General features: G+C 39.7%; 13 protein-coding genes and 3 pseudogenes. 3 read left to right on the top strand and 13 right to left on the bottom strand.

Annotated features, from left to right (window positions below):
• Positions 1-36: 36 nt before the first annotated feature.
• The 3 genes and pseudogenes from N1I86_RS05815 to N1I86_RS05825 all read right to left on the bottom strand — a co-directional run.
• Positions 37-1,215 carry an RNA-guided endonuclease InsQ/TnpB family protein gene (locus tag N1I86_RS05815; RefSeq protein WP_341095405.1) on the bottom strand — a complete coding sequence of 393 codons (1,179 nt, stop codon included), beginning with the start codon at positions 1,213-1,215 and terminating at the stop codon, positions 37-39.
• Positions 1,178-1,555, bottom strand: a pseudogene (locus N1I86_RS05820) (IS607 family transposase); the annotation flags it as partial. The pseudogene N1I86_RS05820 and the gene N1I86_RS05815, both read right to left, overlap by 38 nt.
• Positions 1,556-1,579: 24 nt before the next feature.
• A pseudogene (locus tag N1I86_RS05825) lies at positions 1,580-2,044 on the bottom strand (4-hydroxyphenylacetate 3-hydroxylase N-terminal domain-containing protein); the annotation flags it as partial.
• Between the two features lie 393 nt (positions 2,045-2,437).
• Between N1I86_RS05825 and N1I86_RS05830 the strand changes: the two are divergent.
• Complete coding sequence (locus N1I86_RS05830; protein WP_003353862.1) at positions 2,438-2,881, top strand: ferritin-like domain-containing protein; 444 nt, start codon at positions 2,438-2,440, stop codon at positions 2,879-2,881.
• 208 nt (positions 2,882-3,089) lie between these two features.
• Here the strand turns inward: N1I86_RS05830 and metA are convergent, their stop codons facing one another.
• The 8 genes and pseudogenes from metA to N1I86_RS05870 form a co-directional block, all read right to left on the bottom strand.
• Complete coding sequence (gene metA, locus N1I86_RS05835) at positions 3,090-3,998, bottom strand: homoserine O-acetyltransferase MetA (RefSeq protein ID WP_341095407.1); 909 nt, start codon at positions 3,996-3,998, stop codon at positions 3,090-3,092.
• A 205-nt stretch (positions 3,999-4,203) separates the two neighbouring features.
• Entirely contained in the window at positions 4,204-6,378 is a 2,175-nt protein-coding gene (locus N1I86_RS05840; RefSeq protein ID WP_341095409.1) for a DNA topoisomerase III, read from the bottom strand.
• A 349-nt stretch (positions 6,379-6,727) separates the two neighbouring features.
• On the bottom strand, positions 6,728-8,620 hold the full coding sequence (locus tag N1I86_RS05845) for a PTS fructose transporter subunit IIABC (RefSeq protein ID WP_003353866.1): 1,893 nt from the start codon (positions 8,618-8,620) through the stop codon (positions 6,728-6,730).
• A gap of 12 nt (positions 8,621-8,632) precedes the next feature.
• A complete protein-coding gene (gene pfkB / locus N1I86_RS05850) occupies positions 8,633-9,547 on the bottom strand; it encodes a 1-phosphofructokinase (protein WP_341095411.1) in 915 nt (304 codons plus the stop codon).
• A pseudogene (locus N1I86_RS05855) lies at positions 9,544-10,296 on the bottom strand (DeoR/GlpR family DNA-binding transcription regulator). The gene pfkB and the pseudogene N1I86_RS05855 overlap by 4 nt, the downstream one beginning before the upstream one ends.
• A 264-nt stretch (positions 10,297-10,560) precedes the next feature.
• Positions 10,561-11,319, bottom strand: coding sequence for a class I SAM-dependent methyltransferase (locus tag N1I86_RS05860; RefSeq protein WP_341095413.1), 759 nt, complete (start codon positions 11,317-11,319; stop codon positions 10,561-10,563).
• Positions 11,320-11,389: 70 nt separating this feature from the next.
• On the bottom strand, positions 11,390-11,917 hold the full coding sequence (ssuE, locus tag N1I86_RS05865; protein ID WP_327803504.1) for an NADPH-dependent FMN reductase: 528 nt from the start codon (positions 11,915-11,917) through the stop codon (positions 11,390-11,392).
• A 163-nt stretch (positions 11,918-12,080) separates the two neighbouring features.
• Positions 12,081-12,509, bottom strand: a complete 429-nt coding sequence (locus N1I86_RS05870; protein WP_341095415.1) for an acyl-CoA thioesterase — start codon at positions 12,507-12,509, stop codon at positions 12,081-12,083.
• A 276-nt stretch (positions 12,510-12,785) separates the two neighbouring features.
• Here N1I86_RS05870 and N1I86_RS05875 point away from each other — a divergent pair, with 276 nt between their 5' ends.
• Positions 12,786-13,952 (top strand): IS256 family transposase, encoded by a 1,167-nt coding sequence (locus N1I86_RS05875; protein WP_341095220.1) that lies wholly within the window; start codon positions 12,786-12,788, stop codon positions 13,950-13,952.
• 238 nt (positions 13,953-14,190) lie between these two features.
• Here the strand turns inward: N1I86_RS05875 and N1I86_RS05880 are convergent, their stop codons facing one another.
• Positions 14,191-15,531 (bottom strand): glycosyltransferase family 2 protein, encoded by a 1,341-nt coding sequence (locus N1I86_RS05880; RefSeq protein ID WP_341095417.1) that lies wholly within the window; start codon positions 15,529-15,531, stop codon positions 14,191-14,193.
• Between the two features lie 520 nt (positions 15,532-16,051).
• Between N1I86_RS05880 and N1I86_RS05885 the strand changes: the two genes are divergently transcribed.
• Entirely contained in the window at positions 16,052-19,183 is a 3,132-nt protein-coding gene (locus N1I86_RS05885; protein WP_341095419.1) for a sensor domain-containing protein, read from the top strand.
• A 347-nt stretch (positions 19,184-19,530) separates the two neighbouring features.
• Here the strand turns inward: N1I86_RS05885 and N1I86_RS05890 are convergent, their stop codons facing one another.
• A complete protein-coding gene (locus N1I86_RS05890) occupies positions 19,531-20,142 on the bottom strand; it encodes a flavin reductase family protein (RefSeq protein ID WP_341095423.1) in 612 nt (203 codons plus the stop codon).
• Positions 20,143-20,146: the final 4 nt, after the last annotated feature.

The raw sequence follows: 20,146 nt of genomic DNA on the forward strand, positions 1-20,146 counted from the left end.
TAACGAATCGGTACATGTCTGCATTAACTTGCATTGTTAAGATGCAGATTCTAAAACATTTTCACCATATTTTTTAAGATTTATAGACGCTTGATAATCTCGATCAACAATATTTCCACATTCGCATTCAAAAGTTCTATCGGATAACTTCAAGTCTTTTTTAACTTTTCCGCAACAAGAACACAACTTAGAACTTGGAAACCATCTATCCGCCAAAATGAAGCGAATATTATTCCAATTTGACTTGTATTCAATTTGTCTTCTAAATTCATGGAAACACTGTTGTTGAACAGATTCAGCTAAATGTTTATTTTTCATCATACCTTTTACATTCAAATCTTCTAAAACAATAAACATTGGTTTTCTGTTTACGATTTCAGAAGTGATTTGATGTATGTAGTTATGACGAATATTCGTTAGTCTTCGTGAAACTTTTAAAAGTTGCTTTTCACTTTTTATAATGTTGTTGGTTTTCCTGTAACGGTTTCCCTCCCTTCCTTTTTCATATTTTCTTGAAATTTTACGTTGCAACCTGCGCTTTTTCTTTTCTAATTGCCTAATTCTTTTTGTTTTATTAATATTTCCATAAACTTTACCATCAGAACAAACAGCTAAATCTTTTATTCCTAAGTCAATACCTATCCCTTCTGTTTTTGAAGGAGAATAATCACTATCTGTTTCTATTCCAACAGATACCCACCAATTCAAACCATCAAATGTAAATCGAGGATTCATATACTTAACATTTTCACCAAATGGAATACGTCCTTTTTCTGCTAATCGAATCCAATTTATCTTTTGTTTATTCGACTTTTTACTTGAAGCAAATCCCTCTACTTTAACATGTGTTTTTGTGAATTTGATTTTCACATTATCCTGATAAAAACTAGGTATAGATTTCTTTTTCCTTTTAAATTTTGGATATTTTGATAGTCCTTTAAAAAATCGTTTGTAAGCATCACAAGCATCTTTAATAGCTTGTTTCGTTACATTATTACTTACATTATTCAGCCAATTAAATTCATCAAGATTTTTCATTTGAGTAAACTGTTTTCTCAAAGTTGAATCATTGATGAATTTACCACCATTTTGATAATTTTCTTGTTGCTTTGCAATTGTCCAATTATAAGCAAATCTAGCTGTATTCGCATATAGAAATAATTTAGTTTTTTGCTTATTATTTGGTTTCAACATCCCTTTTATTGACTTTATCATTTAGCAACTCCTCATTTTCCTCAATTAATTCATCTACTAACTTTCTAGTTTTATTAGCACGTTTTCCTTGTAATCTACAACTAAATACTGTAACAATCTGTATTAAATCTTCTACAAGTTCTTGTTCATCTGTTTTTTCAGTGCTATCTAAAACTTCAATCTCACACCCATTAAGGTTTGCCATATACTCAACCAATTCAAAACCAAATCTAAGAAGCCTATCTTTATGGAATACTACTATTTTATCTACTTCTTTGTTATTTATCATTTTGATTAGTTGACGCAAACCTTTTTTCTTGTAATTAATCCCACTACCAATGTCTTGAATGATTTCATATTCAACATTCAATACATCCTTATTTTCATGAAGAGGTTTGGAACGATCGACTTGAGGATTCACAATGGTATGATTAATAAACGGAACTTCTTTTATGGTTTTTTCGTACCAGTGGCGGGCGCTATCTTCAAATCCTTCATAGTAGTAGGCAAACGCTCGTAAATTGGCAGTAAAAGAGGCTTTATAGTCCGGTGTTCGGCCCATAAATCCATAATTCAGTTTAGACCACTCTGCGATTGCATCCCTTGCTCCAATTAAATCATCGGCATCTTTCGGTTCTTTAAAAAATTTATGGGTTCTGATTCCTTCTTCGGTTACCGTCGTCAATATCGGCTGCTGTTTTTCGTCATGAAGAGCATCATACATCCGCGCGATCGATCGGGCTGAATTTTGGTATGCAGGATGTTCCGTTACATCATCAATTTTTTCTCCGTTTAAATAAACCACTCTGTTGTCTCTCAGACTTTCCAAGTATTCTTTTCCATTCATCATTTTTTTCGTATGCCAAGAAAACTTGGTATTGATTTCATCTTAATCATTCAAACAAATAGAAACAACAGCATTTGCTGACTAAAAAAATCCGTTTTTAAAACAGCAACGTGTAAGGATTTTTTCCTATCAATTCCATTCTATTAATATTGAATAACGGTCATCGTTCAGCGCGCCAAACCAAAAGGACTTACATGACCATTCCCGATTTAAACGGCGGAGAGCCACTGAACGCATCATCTTCCCCACCATTTCAAACTTTCTAAAAAAGTGTTTATCTGTACCATCGTCATGCTTTCCGGCAGCTTTTCATTTAAAGACATTTTATATAAACACTCACCTCATTTTTACATTCGCCATAGTATAAAGGGAGTAAACGTTGGGGAGGTAGTCTATATGGACACAAATAACGATCCATCCACCAGACTTTACAGACAAGTGGACAAATTCGTACAAAAAATTGAAAAAGCCATAAATGGACAATATAGCGCCATTCAATGTTATGCCAAGTTAGCCAACATGGCTCCGACAAAAAAGGAAAAAGCTAAAATTTTGGAAATTCGCAGCGATGAAGTCAGACATTATCAACGATTTACACAGTTATATATCCATCTGACCGGCAAACAGCCCAGTCTAAAAAAGCCGGAAGAATGTCCGAATACCTATGTGGAAGGATTAAAATATGCTTTGGAAGATGAACAAAATACAGTCGATTTTTACCTGGATATAATGGAAAAAAGTATGGATCCGTATATAAAAGAAGTGTTTCGACGTGCAGCTGCTGATGAACAAAATCATGCGGTTTGGTTTTTATACTTTTTGGTGACGAATAAAGGATAGACGTTCCAATCCATTTCGGTGATATTTTATAAAGGGCGAAACGTGCTAACCTTTCAGTAGATGAAAGTTATTTCCAACCGATCATGGATCATATTCTTAAATCAATGATAATGGCCGAAATCCGTACCCAAATAAAAAGGTATGGCTGTCAATAAACAGGAGTTCTACTGTTATTGATACAAAAGCCATACCGTTTGAACATTTCTTTTTATTCCCAAATATACGGCGTCTCTTGGTACACATAATAGTTCAGCCAATTGGAGAAAAGCAGATGAGCGTGAGAACGCCAAGTATTGCGCGGCTGTTTATTAGGATTGTCATTAGGAAAATAATGTTCCGGAATATGAATATCAATCCCTCTTTGTATATCGCGTTTATACTCTTCCGCCAGCGTTTCAGTTTCATATTCCAGATGTCCGGTAATCATAATATGCTTCGCATCCTTCGAAATAATGAGAAGAGGTCCGGCTTCTTCTGATGACGCCAGCAGAAGCAAGTCAGGATGTTCTAAGATTTGCTGTTTTTCAACGTCCGTGTAGCGGGAATGGGGAGCTGAAAACACATCGTCAAACCCGCGGACAAGTTTGACAGTCGGATAATGTATGGTATGTTCATAAATACCCAAGCATTTTTCGGGTAATTCAAACTTTTCAATACCATAATGGTAATACAGAGCCGCCTGTGCTCCCCAGCAGATGTGCAGTGAAGATGTAACATTGGTTTTGGACCATTCCATAATTTCCGTTAATTCTTCCCAATAATTCACCTCTTCGAATTCCATCGTTTCTACCGGGGCCCCTGTAATAATCATCCCATCATAACGACGATTTTCAATTTTCGAAAAAGTTGTGTAAAACTGGTCCAAATGATGCTTACTTACATTTTTGGATTTATGTGTGGCCGTATGTAAGAAGGTAATATTGACTTGAATCGGCGTATTTCCCAGAAGTCTCAGAAGCTGTGTCTCTGCCTTCTCTTTTTCCGGCATCAAGTTCAGAATCACAATATTAAGAGGCCGTATATCTTGAGTACGAGCCCTTTCGTCATCCATTACAAAAATATTCTCTTTCTCTAAAATCTCTCTTGCTGGCAATTCTTTTGGAATATTAATAGGCAATCGGCACACCCTCCTGTTTCGAGTACTTTCACTAAATTATAATACAAGAAAGCCAAACGGGAAAGAAAAGGATTTTTTCGACTCATAGGAGATCCACGATCTTTTCCTCCCGATAGCCGAACAAAAGAGTATGCCGAAACCCGAAATGAAACGTGATCTCTCCGTAAAAAGCCATCTGAGAAGAGAAATCACGTTTCACATTATTTCATTTCAGTTTTAGCTTCTTTAACGCATCCGCGAGTGCCGTATTTACAGGTTCTTCTTTTGCTTGATTTTTTAAATAACGCGCCACGTCTTTTTTCGAAGCTTGATTTTGTTTTTCTTTTTTTCTTCTTTCGTTAAAGGCCGCCCATTTTTCTTTAAATCCGCAATTCGTACACACAAAGAGCTGCCCTTCGCCCTCTCCGCGGAGCTCTAGTCGCTTATGGCATTGCGGACAGCGGGCATTGGTTAATTTGGAGATTTGTTTTCGATATCCGCATGTTCTGTCCTGACAAACGAGCATTTTCCCTTTTTTCCCGTTCACTTCCAAAAGAAGCTTCCCGCACTCTGGACATTTTTTTCCTGTCAGGTTATCATGTTTAAATTTCTTATCGCTCTGTTTAATTTCTAACGTCACGCCTTTGGCATAGGTGCGGATTTCACGCAAAAAGGCTTGCTTCGACAGCTTTCCTTTAGAAATCGCCTCTAGTTTCTGCTCCCATTCGGCGGTTAAGGCTGGCGATTTTAATTTGTCAGGGACAAGATCCAAAAGCTGTTTTCCTTTTGAAGTGATATGAATATCTTTTCCTTTCTTTTCAATTAAAAAAGTATGAAACAGCTTTTCAATAATATCCGCTCGTGTCGCAACCGTCCCTAATCCACCTGTCTTCCCAAGAGTTTGAATCAAATCTTTGCTTTTGTTTTCCATATATTTAGCCGGATTTTCCATCGCTGATAAAAGCGTGCCTTCATTAAACGGAGCAGGCGGTTTGGTTTCTCCTTCCGTTGGCTGAAGATTGATGACAGGAATCCACTCTCCCTCACGGAGTTCCAGAAGCAGCTGATCTCCGTCTTCTTCGTCATCTATTTCTTTTCCATATATTTCTTTCCAGCCTATCGAAAGCACTCTTTTCCCTTTGGCTGTAAAGATCTCATCGCCAATACGTGCTTGAATCGATGTTTGTTCATATTCAAACGGCGGGTACAGGACCGCCAAAAAGCGTTTGACAATCAAATCATAAATTTTCCGCTCTTTGTCGCTTAGCTGATCCAAATTGGGCATTTCTTCTGTCGGAATTAAAGCATGGTGGTCAGATACCTTTTGGTCGTTTACAAAAGAAGCGTTGCCTTTGATCGGACGAACTAATAACCGGGCTGTAAAAGTGGAGTAAGGTCTGACGCTGACCGCATCCACACGCTCTTTCAACGTTCCCACAATATCGCTTGATAAATACCGTGAATCCGTCCGTGGATAAGTGACCAGTTTATAGTGTTCGTAAAGCCGCTGCAAAACGGAAAGAGTTTCTTTTGCTGAAAATCCGAATCTATTATGGGCGTCGCGCTGCAATTCCGTTAAATCATACAATGCAGGCGGATAACTTTTTTTATGTGTTTTTTTCACAGAAATGATTTCTGCCTTTTTCCGGGCTAATTTCGCCAAAATGGCATCGCGTTTTTCTTTGGAAAACGTCTTTTGATCTTTTGATCGAGAGTCTTGCCATGTCAACGCAAAATGGTCCGTAACCGCTTTGATGCCAAAAAATCGCTCTGGAACGAATGACTTGATTTCTTCTTCTCGGCGGGCAATCATGGCAAGCGTCGGTGTTTGAACACGTCCGCAAGAAAGCTGGGCATTAAATTTTGTCGACAGTGCTCTAGTAGCATTGATTCCGACAAGCCAATCCGCTTCTGCCCGAGCTACAGCGGAAGCATATAAGTTTTCATAATCTTTTCCGTTCCGCAAATGCCGGAACCCCTCTTTGATCGCTTTATCGGTGACAGAAGAAATCCATAAACGTTTTATCGGCTTTTTTACTCGAGCTTTTTCAATAATCCATCGGGCGACTAACTCTCCTTCACGACCGGCGTCCGTTGCGATGACAATCTCTTTTATATCTTTTCGATTCATCTGCGTTTTCACTGTTTGAAACTGTTTGCCCGTTTTTTTGATCACGACCAATTTCAATGTTTCAGGCATAATTGGCAAATCTTCTAATCTCCATGTTTTATATTGGTGATGGTAAACTTCCGGATCAGCCAGCGTCACTAAATGACCTAAAGCCCAAGTGACGACATAATGGCTGCCTTCCAAAAAACCGTTTCCTTTTTTCTTACAGTTAAGAACCTTCGCAATGTCCCTCGCTACCGAAGGCTTTTCTGCTAATACCAAGGTTTTCATGAATTGCATCCTTTCTTGCGGTCAAAGTGATATAGTATATGTATCATACCACCAAACAAGCATGGCGACAATGAAGCAAGATTTTACGAAAGTCCTCCTATCCAATGCTTTATGGCAATCGTATATCTGAATTTTTATCCGCCTCTCACCCATTTCTGAAAAACGAGATTGCTCCTTTCGGCAACAGCCCCTTGCCATCATTACATAGTGCAGTCTTCCAGTTCAGCACCTTCTTTTTTAGCATCAAACCTTTGATGGACTGACTTGGGCGGATTCTGAATCCCGCACATCGGAAAAGTGTTTAAAGAAAATGAAGCCCCGTGCCTTAACAGCACGGGGACTACATGTTTTATTTCGTTTGCGATTTGACCGGTTTTTTTAAGAATCCCACAATCAAAGCCGTCACAATCGAACCGATGAGAATCGCAAGAATATACAAGAAGACGTTTCCTTGAACAACCGGGAAGACGAAAATTCCGCCATGCGGAGCCGGAAGCCCAATATGAAAAGCCATAGTCAGCGCTCCGGCTACTGCGGAACCGATCGCCGTTGCCGGGATGACCCGCAGCGGATCCGATGCCGCAAACGGAATGGCACCTTCTGTAATAAAGGAAATTCCCATGAAATAGCAAGTAAAACCAGCTTTTCTTTCTTGATCCGTGAATTTGTTTCGGAAGAAAGTCGTTGCAAGGGCAAGCCCGAGCGGAGGCACCATACCGCCGGCCATAATGGCTGCATGCGGATAGAAGTTTCCCGCTTCAATCATTGCAAGTCCAAATGTATAAGCCGCTTTGTTGATCGGACCTCCCATGTCAATGGCCATCATAGCGCCTAGGATCAGTCCCAGAATAATTAAGTTGCCTGTTCCCAATCCGTTCAGCCAATGCTGCAATCCGGTGTTGACGTCGCTTAACGGTTCCACTAAAAAGTACATAATCAGCCCCGTCAAGAAGACCCCCAAGAGCGGGTAGATCAAGACAGGTTTCAATCCATCAAACACCTGCGGTAAATTTCTAAATACATATTTAATGCCTACAACGATATAACCAGCCAAAAATCCGGCAATCAAGCCGCCCAAAAATCCGGCATGCCCGTTATAAGCCATCAATCCCCCAACCATACCAGGCGCAAATCCAGGACGATCGGCAATGCTCATCGCAATAAAACCAGCCAACACAGGCACGATTAACATAAACGCGTTTTGACCGCCGATTGTATTGATGATTTCGGCAAATTTATTGTATTCCGGACTTTTCGGATCAGCGGAATGAATGCCAAACATAAAGGAGATCGCAATCAAAATACCGCCGCCGACTACGAATGGAAGCATGTTGGAAACGCCATTCATCAAATGCTTGTAAAAACCTGCCCATCCCTTTGAGCTATTTTTTCCGGAATCCGAACCGTCATTTTTTCTGTTTTTTGCGTGATAAATCGGCGCATCTTTTTTGATGGCTTTTTCAATCAACTCTTCAGGACGACGAATTCCATCCGCAACCGGAACTTCAATCACCGGCTTTCCGTCAAAACGGTCCATGTCCACTTTTGTATCCGCCGCAACAATGATCGCAGGCGCTTCTGCAATTTCTTCCGGAGTCAATACATTTTTTGCTCCGCCAGATCCGTTTGTTTCTACTTTTATATCAATGCCCATTTCTTTTGCTTTCAATTTTAAAGCATCTGCCGCCATATACGTATGGGCAATACCCGTCGGACAAGCGGTAACGGCCAATATTTTCCCTTTCGAAGCGGAAGAAGAAGCTGTTTTTTGTTGCTCTTCTTCATCTTCACGGTCGAACGATTCAATAAGAGAGAGGACCTCGTCTGCTGATTTGGCTTGCATCAGCCCTTCCCTCACCTCAGGATGCATCAACATGCCGGACAGTCGGCTCAATGCTTCTAAATGGGTTTGATTGGCACCTTCCGTCGCGGCAATCATGAAAAATAAATAGGCTGGCTGGCCGTCAAGCGACTCATAGTCCACACCGTTTTCTGATTTCCCGAACACAATCGCGGGTGTTTTTACCGCGGCCGTTTTGGCGTGGGGAATGGCAATTCCTTCACCGATCCCCGTTGTGCTTTCTTCTTCTCTTTTTAAAATGCCTTGTTTAAAAGCCTTCTTATCGTTTAATTTTCCAGCTTTATCGAGAACGTCAATTAATTCATCGATCACGGCTTCTTTGGAATGGGCTTTTAAATTTAGTTGAATTGTATCTTTTGTCAACAATTCTGTTATTTTCATCACCTATTCCCCCTACATGATCTTTTTGACCTTGACTTGATCAAAAAGTTGTTCTACTTGATCTTTCGTGCAAAGCCCGATGGAAAAAGCAGTCGCGCTTCCTGCAGCATTGGCAAGCTGAAAAGATTTTTCAAGACTGTAGCCGCGCTCTATGCCAGCTAAAAATCCGGCGACCGTAGAATCTCCGGCCCCAACCGAACTTTTCAGCTCGCCTTTAGGTACAGTCGCCTGCCAAACGCCTTGTTCATTTAAGAGGACGGACCCTTGTTCAGCCATAGAAACGATCACATTCTGCACGCCTCTCTCAAGCAGCTTCTTTCCATAATAGACAGCTTCTTCCACCGTCTTGATCGTGGCTTGAAATATTTGTCCAAGTTCATGATGATTCGGTTTAATGAGAAACGGACGATAATCGAGCACCGGTTCCAACAAGTTTTTCTCAGCATCGACAACAAGCCGAACGTCTTTTCCTCGAATCGTTTCTGCAATCGTTTGATAAAAGGTTTTCGGAATGGAAGCCGGAATGCTTCCTGCCAAAACTAGTACATCGCCGCTTGTTAAACCAGCTACTGTCTGTAAAAGTTTTTCTAAATCAGCTCTTTGAATATCCGGACCGTTCGCGTTGATCTCCGTTTCTTGATCAGCCATAATTTTTACATTAATGCGGCTCAATCCGTCTACAGGAACCAAGCGGGAAGAAATGCCTTCTTTCCGAAGATATTCCTCAATATAGCGTCCTGTAAATCCGCCGCCAAAACCTAAAACCGTACTGTCTATATCTAATCGCTTCAACACTCTCGATACGTTGATTCCTTTGCCTCCCGGGAGAACGGTTTCGTGAGTGGATCGGTTCAAACTCCCCGGTTCGAGGCGATCCATTGCCAGGATATAATCTATGGAAGGATTTAATGTAATGGTATAAATCATGTTGTCACAACCTTTATCATCGTTTGATTCGCAAAACTTACTTTTTGATCGTCCTCAAGAGAATTTGTGATGATGATGACTTCATCTATCTCCGCAATTTTTGAAAAAGAAATTTCGCCAAATTTTTCTTCATCCGCCAGTACATACGCCTCCCTTGACAAGTCGATTGCCTGTTTCTTCACTTGGGCTTCTTCAGGATCAGGTGTGGTGAGACCGTATTGGGGATGGACACCGTTCGTACCAATAAACGCCTTGTCAAAACGATATTGTCGAATCGATTCAATGGCCCCTCTGCCAACCATAGCATTTGTCTTCGGCTTGACAAATCCTCCAATTAAATAGGTTCGGATGCCTTTCTTCAAAAGAAGTTCGACAAGATTTTAACCATTGGTCACAACAACAATATCTTTCCCTTCTAACCATTCAATCATTTGCATCGTCGTTGTGCCGGCATCCAAGTAAATACAATCGCCATCTTCCACAATGCTTGCCGCATATTGAGCGATTTGCTTTTTTTCTTGAATGTTTTTGGATGATTTTTCAGGAACGCTTAACTCCGTCAACTTTCCTTGAAGTCGAGCCGCGCCCCCATGAATGCGCTTTAAAAACTTTTTCTCTTCCAGCCACGTCAAATCTCTTCTAATCGTAGACTCGGAAGCATCCGTTAAAGCTGTAAGTTCGCTTATTTTTACTATTTCTTTTTCTTTAAGCGCTTGCAAAATCAGTCGGTGTCTCTCTTCCGTCAGCACAAAACCACCTCTGAATCCTTTCTTTCTTTTTCTCTACACTTATATTGTAATGGAACCGATTACAAACATCAATAAATTTCTATCAAATTCTTTCATTTTTAATCAAAATTATTCACAAGATCGACGATTTCTTTCAGGAAGAAAGAACGACATTTTTCTTGATAAAAAAAGCCTCTCCTCCTTTTCACACTGCTAAAGAACGAAAGGCTTTTGTAGATTATAGCCTCTATTCCAAGACCTAGTACTCTTCCTAAAACGAACCTTCTATTCCTTAAGACCTACGACCCGAATCCTTTTATAATCAGCCATCCATTGACCGTTTTTGAACATTTTTTCTTTCAAAAGCGCTTCTATATCTAAAATAATCTCTTCTTTTGTTTCATCGTCCAGATCTTGAAACATCGGATTTCCAAACATTTTAAGCCAATTCCGCAAACCTTCCTTGCCCAATAATGGAGTAGGTCTGTCAAAATGAAACGCTGCGGCCACCCGAAAACCATATCGCTCCATCAAAAAAGTGTACTCGCCGACACTTGGATAATACCACGGAATGCGCGCATCAGTATTTTTTATTCCCATTTTTCTGAATATTTCAATCGCAGCATTGACAATCATTTGGACATTCCCTTTTCCACCGAACTCTGCCACAAATCGGCCTCCTTTTTTCAGCGCTTTGTAAATGCCTTCAAGCGCTTGTTCCGGCGGTTTAATCCAATGAAGAACGGCGTTGGAGAACACGGCATCAAACTCATCCTTAAAAGGAAGATCAAGCGCATTCGCTTGCTGAAATTCAAGATGAGGATACTTTTTTCGTGCTTGTTCGATCATGTTTCCGGATGAATCTATTCCAACTACATCCACCCCTAACATATGCAGCTGATTGGCCAAATCTCCAGTTCCACACCCCAAATCCAAAATGCGCTCCCCATTTTGCGGAGCCAACAAGTCTATCAACTCTGTCCCATATTGCGAGACAAAAGAATGTTGGCTATCATACAGCTGGACATTCCAATGATCTGTCATGTTCCCATCCCCCACACTCATTTTTCTGTATTTGCTTGAAAAGAAACCCGCCTATATCGGCAGGTTTCGGTTATGATGGAGAAAATCTGATAAAATCAGCCAAACTGTTGTTCAGTCTATCCTGAATATCCAAATCGATGACGACTTCTCCATTTTCCTTCATCTGCACATGCGAGTCGTGAATGTAAACGCCGCGGGCAATTTGAGTGGCCCCGATGACTGAAAGAAGCGGATTTAGAACATATTCAATCGTCAGCAAGTGCGACATCGTTCCTCCTACCATGATCGGAAACACTGATTTTCCCTTTAAAATATCCATTGGCAGCAAATCGATAAACGCCTTTAATGCGCCCGGTATGGATGCTTTGTAAACCGGGGATATCACGATGAATCCATCCGCTTCTTCGATTTTTTGCTTATATTGTTGGATAGCCGTACTATGAAAATCAGCATAATAAACATCCTCAGCCGGCAAGTCCCGAATGGATATCACTTCCGCTTGATGTCCGATCGATTCTAAACGGTTTTTTAAAAAATCGGCGATCGAATCAGATCGGCTGGGCCGCAGCGGGCTGCCAACCAAAATCACGCATTTCATTTTTTTCCCACCTTTACTGGACAACGATGAAATCGCCATATTCAATCCTGTTATTTTTTCTAATTTTCCCGCATTCTTACTATATCATACTTTGAAGCAGGACAGGCCGGCCGACGTTTTGCCGGCAAGAAGAAAAAATCTTCGTGTTTTAAGAGCTTGTCTATTATTTTTTCCTTATTTCTTCATATTTTTGAAACCAATCAGGAAATGCTTTTTTAAATTGAACAGGCTTGAATTCGCCTTTTTCATCTTTGCGAACCACGATGTGCGTCGTACTTCCTTCCGCACATACTTCCCCATCTCCGTTTACGATTTGAAAACCGTATTCTGTCTTTAAGCCTTGATTTTTTTCAACCCACGTCTTAACAAACACTTTATCTCCGAGCTTTAATGATTTTCTATAAGTAATATTCAGATTGTATACCGGAGCATAATACCCCGCTTTTTCCATGTCCAAATAGTCAAAGCCGACATCCTTTATGAGCTTTTCCCTTCCCAATTCAAGCCATTTAATATAATTCGCATGATAGATGACGCCCATCATATCCGTGTCAGCATAGGATAGTTCAATTTCTTTTACCGCTATATACATTTCATGATTTCCTTTCTACATCAAAATCGTCCATTTTTTTCTATCATATCACATGGCTTGAATCGGCGTCTCTTTTTCCATCCTTTATCCACTTCATTTTTGAATAAAACAACTATTTTTAGATGCAAAAATATCGCAGGAAACAGAAGGAGACTTTTCCCCATAGAGATTTCGATGATGTATAAAATTTTGTGTCAAGCATTTAGTTAGACCAAAAGAAAAAGGTAGGGTATTCTCTTATTTGGCAAAAATCTTAGAGAAAGGAGTACCCTACCTATGTCTAAAAGTATATCGAATATAGATTGGATGAATCAACTGGAAAACGTTATTCGTGAGTTTGTAAAGGAAAAATTAGAGCTGATCATGAAGGAAGAAATCCAGACTTTCCTCGAAATGGAACAAGAGGGAACGTCGAATAGAAGAAACGGCTATTACCATCGAAACCTAGACACGCAGTATGGTCGTATCGAAGGACTTTCTGTTCCAAGAGACCGAAACGGGGAATTTCAAACGCAGCTGTTTGCCCCTTACCAACGCCATACGGGCTGGCTCGAGGAAGCCATCATCAGGATGTATCAAAGTGGCATGAGTACGCGTGAAATTGGCAAGTTTATTGAACGAATTTTAGGCAATGCCTATTCTCCTGCAACGATCAGCCGTATGACCGATGTAGTGAAGGAAGACATCGAGAAATGGCACCATCGTCCACTATCCAAACGTTATTCTGTCTTATATTTGGACGGCTTGTACGTGAAACTTCGCCGCGATACGGTAGAGAAAGAAGTCATTTATGTGGTGTTAGGAGTGAATGAAGAAGGGTATCGAGAAATTCTGGATTTCTTCGTGGGAGGACAAGAAAGCGCCTATGGATGGCGGGAGATTCTCCAACAGCTCTACAAAAGAGGCGTCAAGGAAGTGCTTCTGGGCGTATTCGATGGACTACCGGGGCTGGAGGAAGCCTTTAAGGCGGTGTATCCGAAAGCCGATGTGCAGCGCTGTGTCGTTCACAAAGTCCGCAACACCCTAAATCGTGTTCGGAAAAAAGATCAATTTGAAGTGGCAGAGGATCTCAAACTGATTTATCGCGCACCGAATAAGGAGATTGCGTTACAGATGTTTCAACAGTTTGAGTCGAAATGGTCGAACAAGTATCCGAGAGAAGTTCAATCTTGGGCCAATGAGTTGGATGTCCTCCTTACATTTATGGATTATCCAAGCAGTATTCGAAGTGTGATTTACACGACCAATGCCATTGAACGAACGATCAAAGAGATTCGGAAACGTCTAAAGCCGATGAACAGTTTGAGTAGTTTAGAAGCCGCTGAAAAAGTCGTGTATTTGACCATCCAAGATTTTAATGAGAAATGGGCAGGACGAAAATTACGAGGATTTGCTGAAGCCTATGAAACCCTTCAACAAATGTTTGAAAAACGTTATAACTAACCAAATATTGTAAACGAACAAAATAAAGGGATTCTCCCTTTCCACACAGGAGACTGAATATTCAGTCTCCTGTGTGGAGGAAATCGAACCCCTATCCATTCCAAATCCATTTCAGAGATACCCTATCTATCTTACATAACACAAAATTCTTGACGGTACCGAGATTTCACGGAAGATGCGTCAGATAGTAAAAAAAGAACTCTCTTCTATTAGAGAGTACACTAAATAGAAAAAGTCTTTACTTCCAAACACGTTTCCATTTGAAAAACTCTTGCAAGTAACCCATCACAGAAACCGGCGACATCACCATTTGATAACAAAGAAGAAATAAAACAAAGCCTAATTTATTTTTTCTTACCTTTAGATGAAGATTTCGAAATACGTAATGTTTTTGATAGTGATAAAGCAAGGCATAACTAGCAATGCTTAAAGGCAAAACCGTTAGCGTCATGGGGCCTGCAATCCAGTAAACGCCCAAAAAAGCCAATACGAATCCCGGAATCCAACAAAAAGTGTAAACAACATCCAGATAAGGCATCAAGAAGTTAATTCCGGTTAAGTACTTCCAATATAATTTCGGCTGTCTCCATGGTTTGACTTCACTTAATCCTTCAATCATTCCTCTAGCCCATCTAGAACGTTGTTTCGCAAAGCGGCTAAAGGTAGTGGGGACATCTGTAAAGGCAACAGCCAGAGGTTCATAATACACATTCCAATCATTACGTAAAAGTCTCCACGTTAAAACTATGTCTTCTCCAATAGCATCCGGCCATCCTTGTACTTCGCGTATACAGTCAGTCTTGAATAAACTAAAAGCACCTTGCGCGACCAATGTACCTTGATATAATCCTTGTAATCTTTTAATTGAAGCAATACTCAGAAAGTAATCCCACTCTTGTATTTTCGTCCAAATCGTTTCGCGGCTGTTTCGAACAAGCACCGAACCAGCGACCGCACAGACATCCAGAGGACTGCTTTTGATTCTGGCAACTAAATAGCGAACAGCAGATGGATGAAGCAATGTATCGGCATCTAAAGTGATCACATAAGGTGTCGTCACATACCATAATCCCTTATTCAAGGCATGAAACTTTCCCGGCTTTTCTTCGTGTAAAATGGTCATGTCCAAATCGAATTCTTGTTTAGCTCGCAAAATTTCTTGATCCGTGTGATCTGTTGAATGGTTATTAACAACGATTATGCTCATTTTTCCACCATAGTCCTGAGCGGCCACGTATCGCAGCGTGTTATAAATGGTTTTTTCTTCATTATAAGCTGCGATAAGCAAAGTCACTGGATCAGAAGGAAATTCATTCTTAAAAGCTGGTTGTCTATCAAGCAATAAACTGATGACCAAAAAAGCATTCATGTAACCGGGAATATAAGCAATTCCGCCAATCACGAGGAGTGCCAAAGGAAAAGAAAGAATGGAAGAAAGATCTTTCAACCAAGGGAGAGAAAGATAAATAGAAAAAAACATCCATCCAATGGAAACAGCATGGCTTATCCAAAACTTCCTTTTTACACTAATATAGAATCGCTCCGATTTTGGTTCGGTACGGGATAAATTCGGTTGCATACGTCTACCTCGATGTATAGTCTATTCATCCCAATTCGTTCAAGCGCTTCCTGAACGCATCACTTCTTACAATATAAAATGATTTGCATACTTTCTTCAAATTCAATTAATACAAAAAGTACCTATCCTTTCCAAACCTCTCAGATTTTATGATTTCCAATCGCTTTTTCATAGTAAAAAACGAAAAAGAAATATCCACAGGTAAGTTGCGCAAAAAATCCATAAGAAAATCATTTTTTGATTGCTATAACGCTTTCAATAAAATTTTTATAATGTCCTAATTTCATGCAAAAAAACGAAAATTTGAAAAAACTCGACTCAATCAGCCTTTGTCAGTTGTCATTTGTAGTATTTTGTATTAATATGTAAAAAAAGTATAATAAGAAAGTTTCTACAAACCTTTTATACACACTCTTATAGATAAAATAGATGTGTATTTTTTCGTGAAAAAGTTAAAAAATTATCAACATAAAGAAAATAAGATAGATGAATTTGATATTATACTAAAAGGGGTTTCAATATGTCAAATTCTACTTTATTAGAAATGATTGAGAAAGCTTTTCATCAAATGACAGATTTTTCCCTCCTTTTTGAAGTCATAGATGGAAAGTTTCAATTGCTGACAGCAAATGAAACAGCTTTTAAAGTCGGTATCAACAAAGAAAAATACGGAAAATTTGCGGAAGAAGTGCTTCCCGACCCGTATGCGTCAAACCTCCATGATGCATTAAACAAAGCGTTCATTTCAGCCCGCTGCTTAGAGTATAATAACGGAATTCAGTCTATCATCGGTCAGAATGTAAGTGAATTGGCGATCACCCCTATTTTCAATTCCCAAGGAAAATGTACTCATATGATAGTGATCGGAAGAGTTGGAAACAAACGAAAAAAAATCGAGGAAGACTTCATTCCTTTGCGTTCCATTTTTGAATCTTTTTTCGCCGCGACATCGGATGGGATATTGATAATGGATTCCAATTGGAACATCATCCGCGCCAACCCTTCCTTTACCTCGTTATTTGGTTGGAAAGAAGAAGATGTCGTTGGGCTCCCTATTCATCATTTAAAGCTCACGCCGGGTCATTTTGAGGAAGAATGCCACAATCGGACCACCCTATTGCAAAAAGAAAATCATTTCCTTTTTCATCGAACAACATGGAAACGAAAAGATGGCAGACTGCTTCATGTGAACACTTTGTATTCCTCCATAAAAAATAAAAACGGAGAAATCATAGGCTTTATGGGGATTTTTAAAGAGATATCGGAACAAACGGAAAAAGAGCATCAGTTCAAAGAAAGCCAACAGTATCATCAATCTGCAGCAAAAAACCATCCCGTTCTTATCTTCCAATTGGATTTGAAGGGTCGTATTTTAAAGGCCAATCACTCGGTTGAACAAGTGACCGGATATAGATGGAAAGATCTTATGAACTGTTCATTTGCTTCCTTAATAACACCTGATAGTCTGGCGTCTGCAATGGAACATTTCCATGCTGTCTTGCAAGGAGAAATCAGACACTACCAATGTTCCATTTATAATCAGAAAAAAGAGCGTGTATTGCTTAAACTAACCAATATTCCGATTATTGTGAACAATACTGTAACCGGTGTATTGGGGATTGCCCAAAACATGACTGAACAAAAGAGCAGCCAAAATGAACGAATTCGTGCAAAAGAAATTCCAGACCCTTTTTCTAATATAATCGAATCGATTGTCAATCTCCAAAAAATAAATCAAAAATCGACATACGATTATTCAGAAAATGAAGTGCTTTGGAAAAATCTTTCTGTGGATATTCCTGAAAATAAGACGTCATTGAAAAAGTCATTCCAGATCGAGTTAGACGGAACGTCCGAACTGGTTGACACGATTTTTGGCCGTAATGATGAAAATTTAACAGATGTGGATAATAATCTCTCGCTTATCGATAATGAGCAAGTGAAAACGGCCTATATAATAGCGTTTTTACAAAATTTTATTGTGAAAGAGGAAAGAAAATTACAGGAATATGAAGCGAAGTATCGATTAATTGCGGAAAACACGACCGACCTCGTTTCTCTTCTTGACGCTGATATGAATATTTTATATTCTTCTCCTTCACATCGTACCGTTTTAGGAATCGTTCTAAATGAAGGAAGCGAATTCCCTTATAAACTTGTTCACAAAGAAGACATCGAACGAGTGGTTAGGTGTTTTCAAAACGTTTTAAAAACAAAAGAGCATAGTTCGGTGGAATTCCGTTTTAAACATAAAGAGGGTTCTTTTATTTGGCTAGAAACAAAGATGACACCCGTGTATGGCGAGAACCAGGAGCTTCATCACATTCTTTGCGTTTCAAAAGAAGTGACAGAACGAAAACAATATGAAGCAGAATTAGAAAACATGGCTTTCCATGATTATCTAACCGGTTCCTACAATCGCCGCTTATTTATGGAACGCCTCCACCATACGATGAATCAAGCTAAAAGCCGTCAAGAACCGTTTTTTGTCATGTTTTTGGATTTAGACCAGTTTAGATGGGTGAATAATACGTTAGGCCATGACGTAGGAGACGAGTTATTGATCCAGTTTGTGAAACGGGTGAAAGCATGCATTCGTAAAGAAGATACATTGGCGCGATTGAGCGGAGACGAATTTGCGATCTTGCTTACAGGAATTTCGATCGAAGATGTGGGCAATCTGGCAAAACGAATTTTATCGGCACTGCAAGAGCCATGGAAAATCAAAAACCATGAATTTAAGACGACTTCTTCTATTGGAATTGGCATCTATCCAAATTGCGGCGGAGATATCTCCACATTATTAAAACATGCAAATCAAGCTCTTCACAAAGCGAAACAATTCGGGAAGAACAATTATCAATTTTGCGGCAAGCTAACGGATTTCAACGATTCATTCGAAAGTGATATTCAAAGAGCCATCCTTAATAACGAATTTTATTTAGTCTATCAGCCGAAATTTAATCTATTAACGAAACGGATTGAATCTTTAGAAGCCTTAATTCGTTGGAACCATCCTCAAAAAGGAATGATCGCCCCGAGTGAATTTATTTCTCGTGCGGAGGAATTAGATTTAATTGTTCCCATTACACATTGGGTTCTTGAACAAGTTGGGAAGCAAATGAAGAAATGGCAATTGCTTGGTTTTCATAAGGTTCCCGTTTCCGTCAACATTTCGCCTCAGCATTTTGAAAAAGGAACGTTAGTCGAAGACATATTAAACTTAATAAAAAAAGCAGAGATCGAACCTCAATATCTTATATTAGAAATGACAGAAAGCACGATGATTCAAGATTTCGATACGACAATTCAAACGATCCAAAAGCTGAAGCAAATGGGAGTCCAAATTGCCATTGACGATTTTGGAACCGGTTTTTCTTCTTTGTCGTATTTAATGAAATTGCAAGTCGACGTTTTAAAACTAGACAAATCATTTGTCGAAGAATTAACGAATCAAAAAAATGCTTCTCTTGTACATTCTATTATTTCCCTTGCCCATAATTTAAATTTACGTGTAGTGGCCGAAGGAATCGAAACCGAAGATCAGCTTCAAATCCTTGCGCAATACGGATGTGACCTTGGACAAGGGTACTTATTTAGCAAACCTTTAAAGAGTGAGCAAATTGAAAAAATGCTTCTAAAAAAAGAATAAAACGGACTTTACTCTGAAAGATGAACTGATTCACTTATAAGTAATTTTATTCCTCTGTTTCCATTTAGCCCCTCTTTAGGGTGAAGAGGGGCTGTGTTTTTCCAATGAATAACATCGCTATTCCGGTATTTATCGTTTTGCATCTTTCTATTTCCGTGGAATCATGATATCACACTTGTGTTTGGCCGCCATTCCCTCGATGATGACCTTTCCCGCTTTATCCATGGCGATTTTTCATCCGAATCATTGCGCCATTCCTTCAAAAGATACTCTTACAAATTCTGCCGTTGGAAACCAGGGATAATAGCCTTAACGCCAAAAATGAAATCTCCTTCGGTTTCCTCTTCTCATTTCGGCCGTTCGATAGAGAAAAAGTCTCCAAGTTTTGCATAATCGCTTCCGGCTAATCGGCTGACAGCTTTCAATTGGCGGGCATCTATTCTTCCCTTATGATAAAGATTTTCGTCAATATGGTATTGAACGATCTTTCCTATAATCAAATCACAAGCAGCGTTTTCTCCGTTGCCGCCAAGTTCGAGCAAATGTTCCAACACACATTCCATTCGAATTTTCGCCTCTTTGACTCCCGGAACAGAAATTTTTGTGCTTTCAACAGGGGTCAGTCCGGCCAACTCAATTTCACTTTCATCCGGCGGAAGGGTAGCAGCCGTCAGATTGACTTTTTCCACATTGCTTTCATCCACAATATGAACAACAAATTCACCCGTTTCTAAAATGTTTCTCGCCGTATCCTTTTTCATTCCATTGTTTCTTTGCACCGAAATGGACAAAAGCGGTGGATTAGCGGCCACGATATTAAAGTAACTAAACGGCCCGCCATTCAATACACCCTCCTTAGATAAAGAGGTAACAAACGCAATGGGGCGGGGAATAATTCCTCCCGTTAAAAACTTATAATTTTCCTTTTCCGGCAAAGATAATGGATCGATCGTTAACAAAGAT

Source organism: Bacillus sp. FSL W8-0116 (assembly GCF_038003825.1).
Lineage (GTDB): Bacteria > Bacillota > Bacilli > Bacillales > DSM-4216 > Bacillus_O > Bacillus_O smithii.

Excerpts from the sequence above, each read along its gene's own strand:
- N1I86_RS05815 (WP_341095405.1), bottom strand. The coding sequence starts at position 1,215 with ATGATAAAGTCAATAAAAGGGATGTTGAAACCAAATAATAAGCAAAAA.
- N1I86_RS05830 (WP_003353862.1), top strand. The coding sequence starts at position 2,438 with ATGGACACAAATAACGATCCATCCACCAGACTTTACAGACAAGTGGAC.
- N1I86_RS05840 (WP_341095409.1), bottom strand. The coding sequence starts at position 6,378 with ATGAAAACCTTGGTATTAGCAGAAAAGCCTTCGGTAGCGAGGGACATT.
- N1I86_RS05845 (WP_003353866.1), bottom strand. The coding sequence starts at position 8,620 with ATGAAAATAACAGAATTGTTGACAAAAGATACAATTCAACTAAATTTA.
- pfkB (WP_341095411.1), bottom strand. The coding sequence starts at position 9,547 with ATGATTTATACCATTACATTAAATCCTTCCATAGATTATATCCTGGCA.
- N1I86_RS05860 (WP_341095413.1), bottom strand. The coding sequence starts at position 11,319 with ATGACAGATCATTGGAATGTCCAGCTGTATGATAGCCAACATTCTTTT.
- ssuE (WP_327803504.1), bottom strand. The coding sequence starts at position 11,917 with ATGAAATGCGTGATTTTGGTTGGCAGCCCGCTGCGGCCCAGCCGATCT.
- N1I86_RS05870 (WP_341095415.1), bottom strand. The coding sequence starts at position 12,509 with ATGTATATAGCGGTAAAAGAAATTGAACTATCCTATGCTGACACGGAT.
- N1I86_RS05875 (WP_341095220.1), top strand. The coding sequence starts at position 12,786 with ATGTCTAAAAGTATATCGAATATAGATTGGATGAATCAACTGGAAAAC.
- N1I86_RS05880 (WP_341095417.1), bottom strand. The coding sequence starts at position 15,531 with ATGCAACCGAATTTATCCCGTACCGAACCAAAATCGGAGCGATTCTAT.
- N1I86_RS05885 (WP_341095419.1), top strand. The coding sequence starts at position 16,052 with ATGTCAAATTCTACTTTATTAGAAATGATTGAGAAAGCTTTTCATCAA.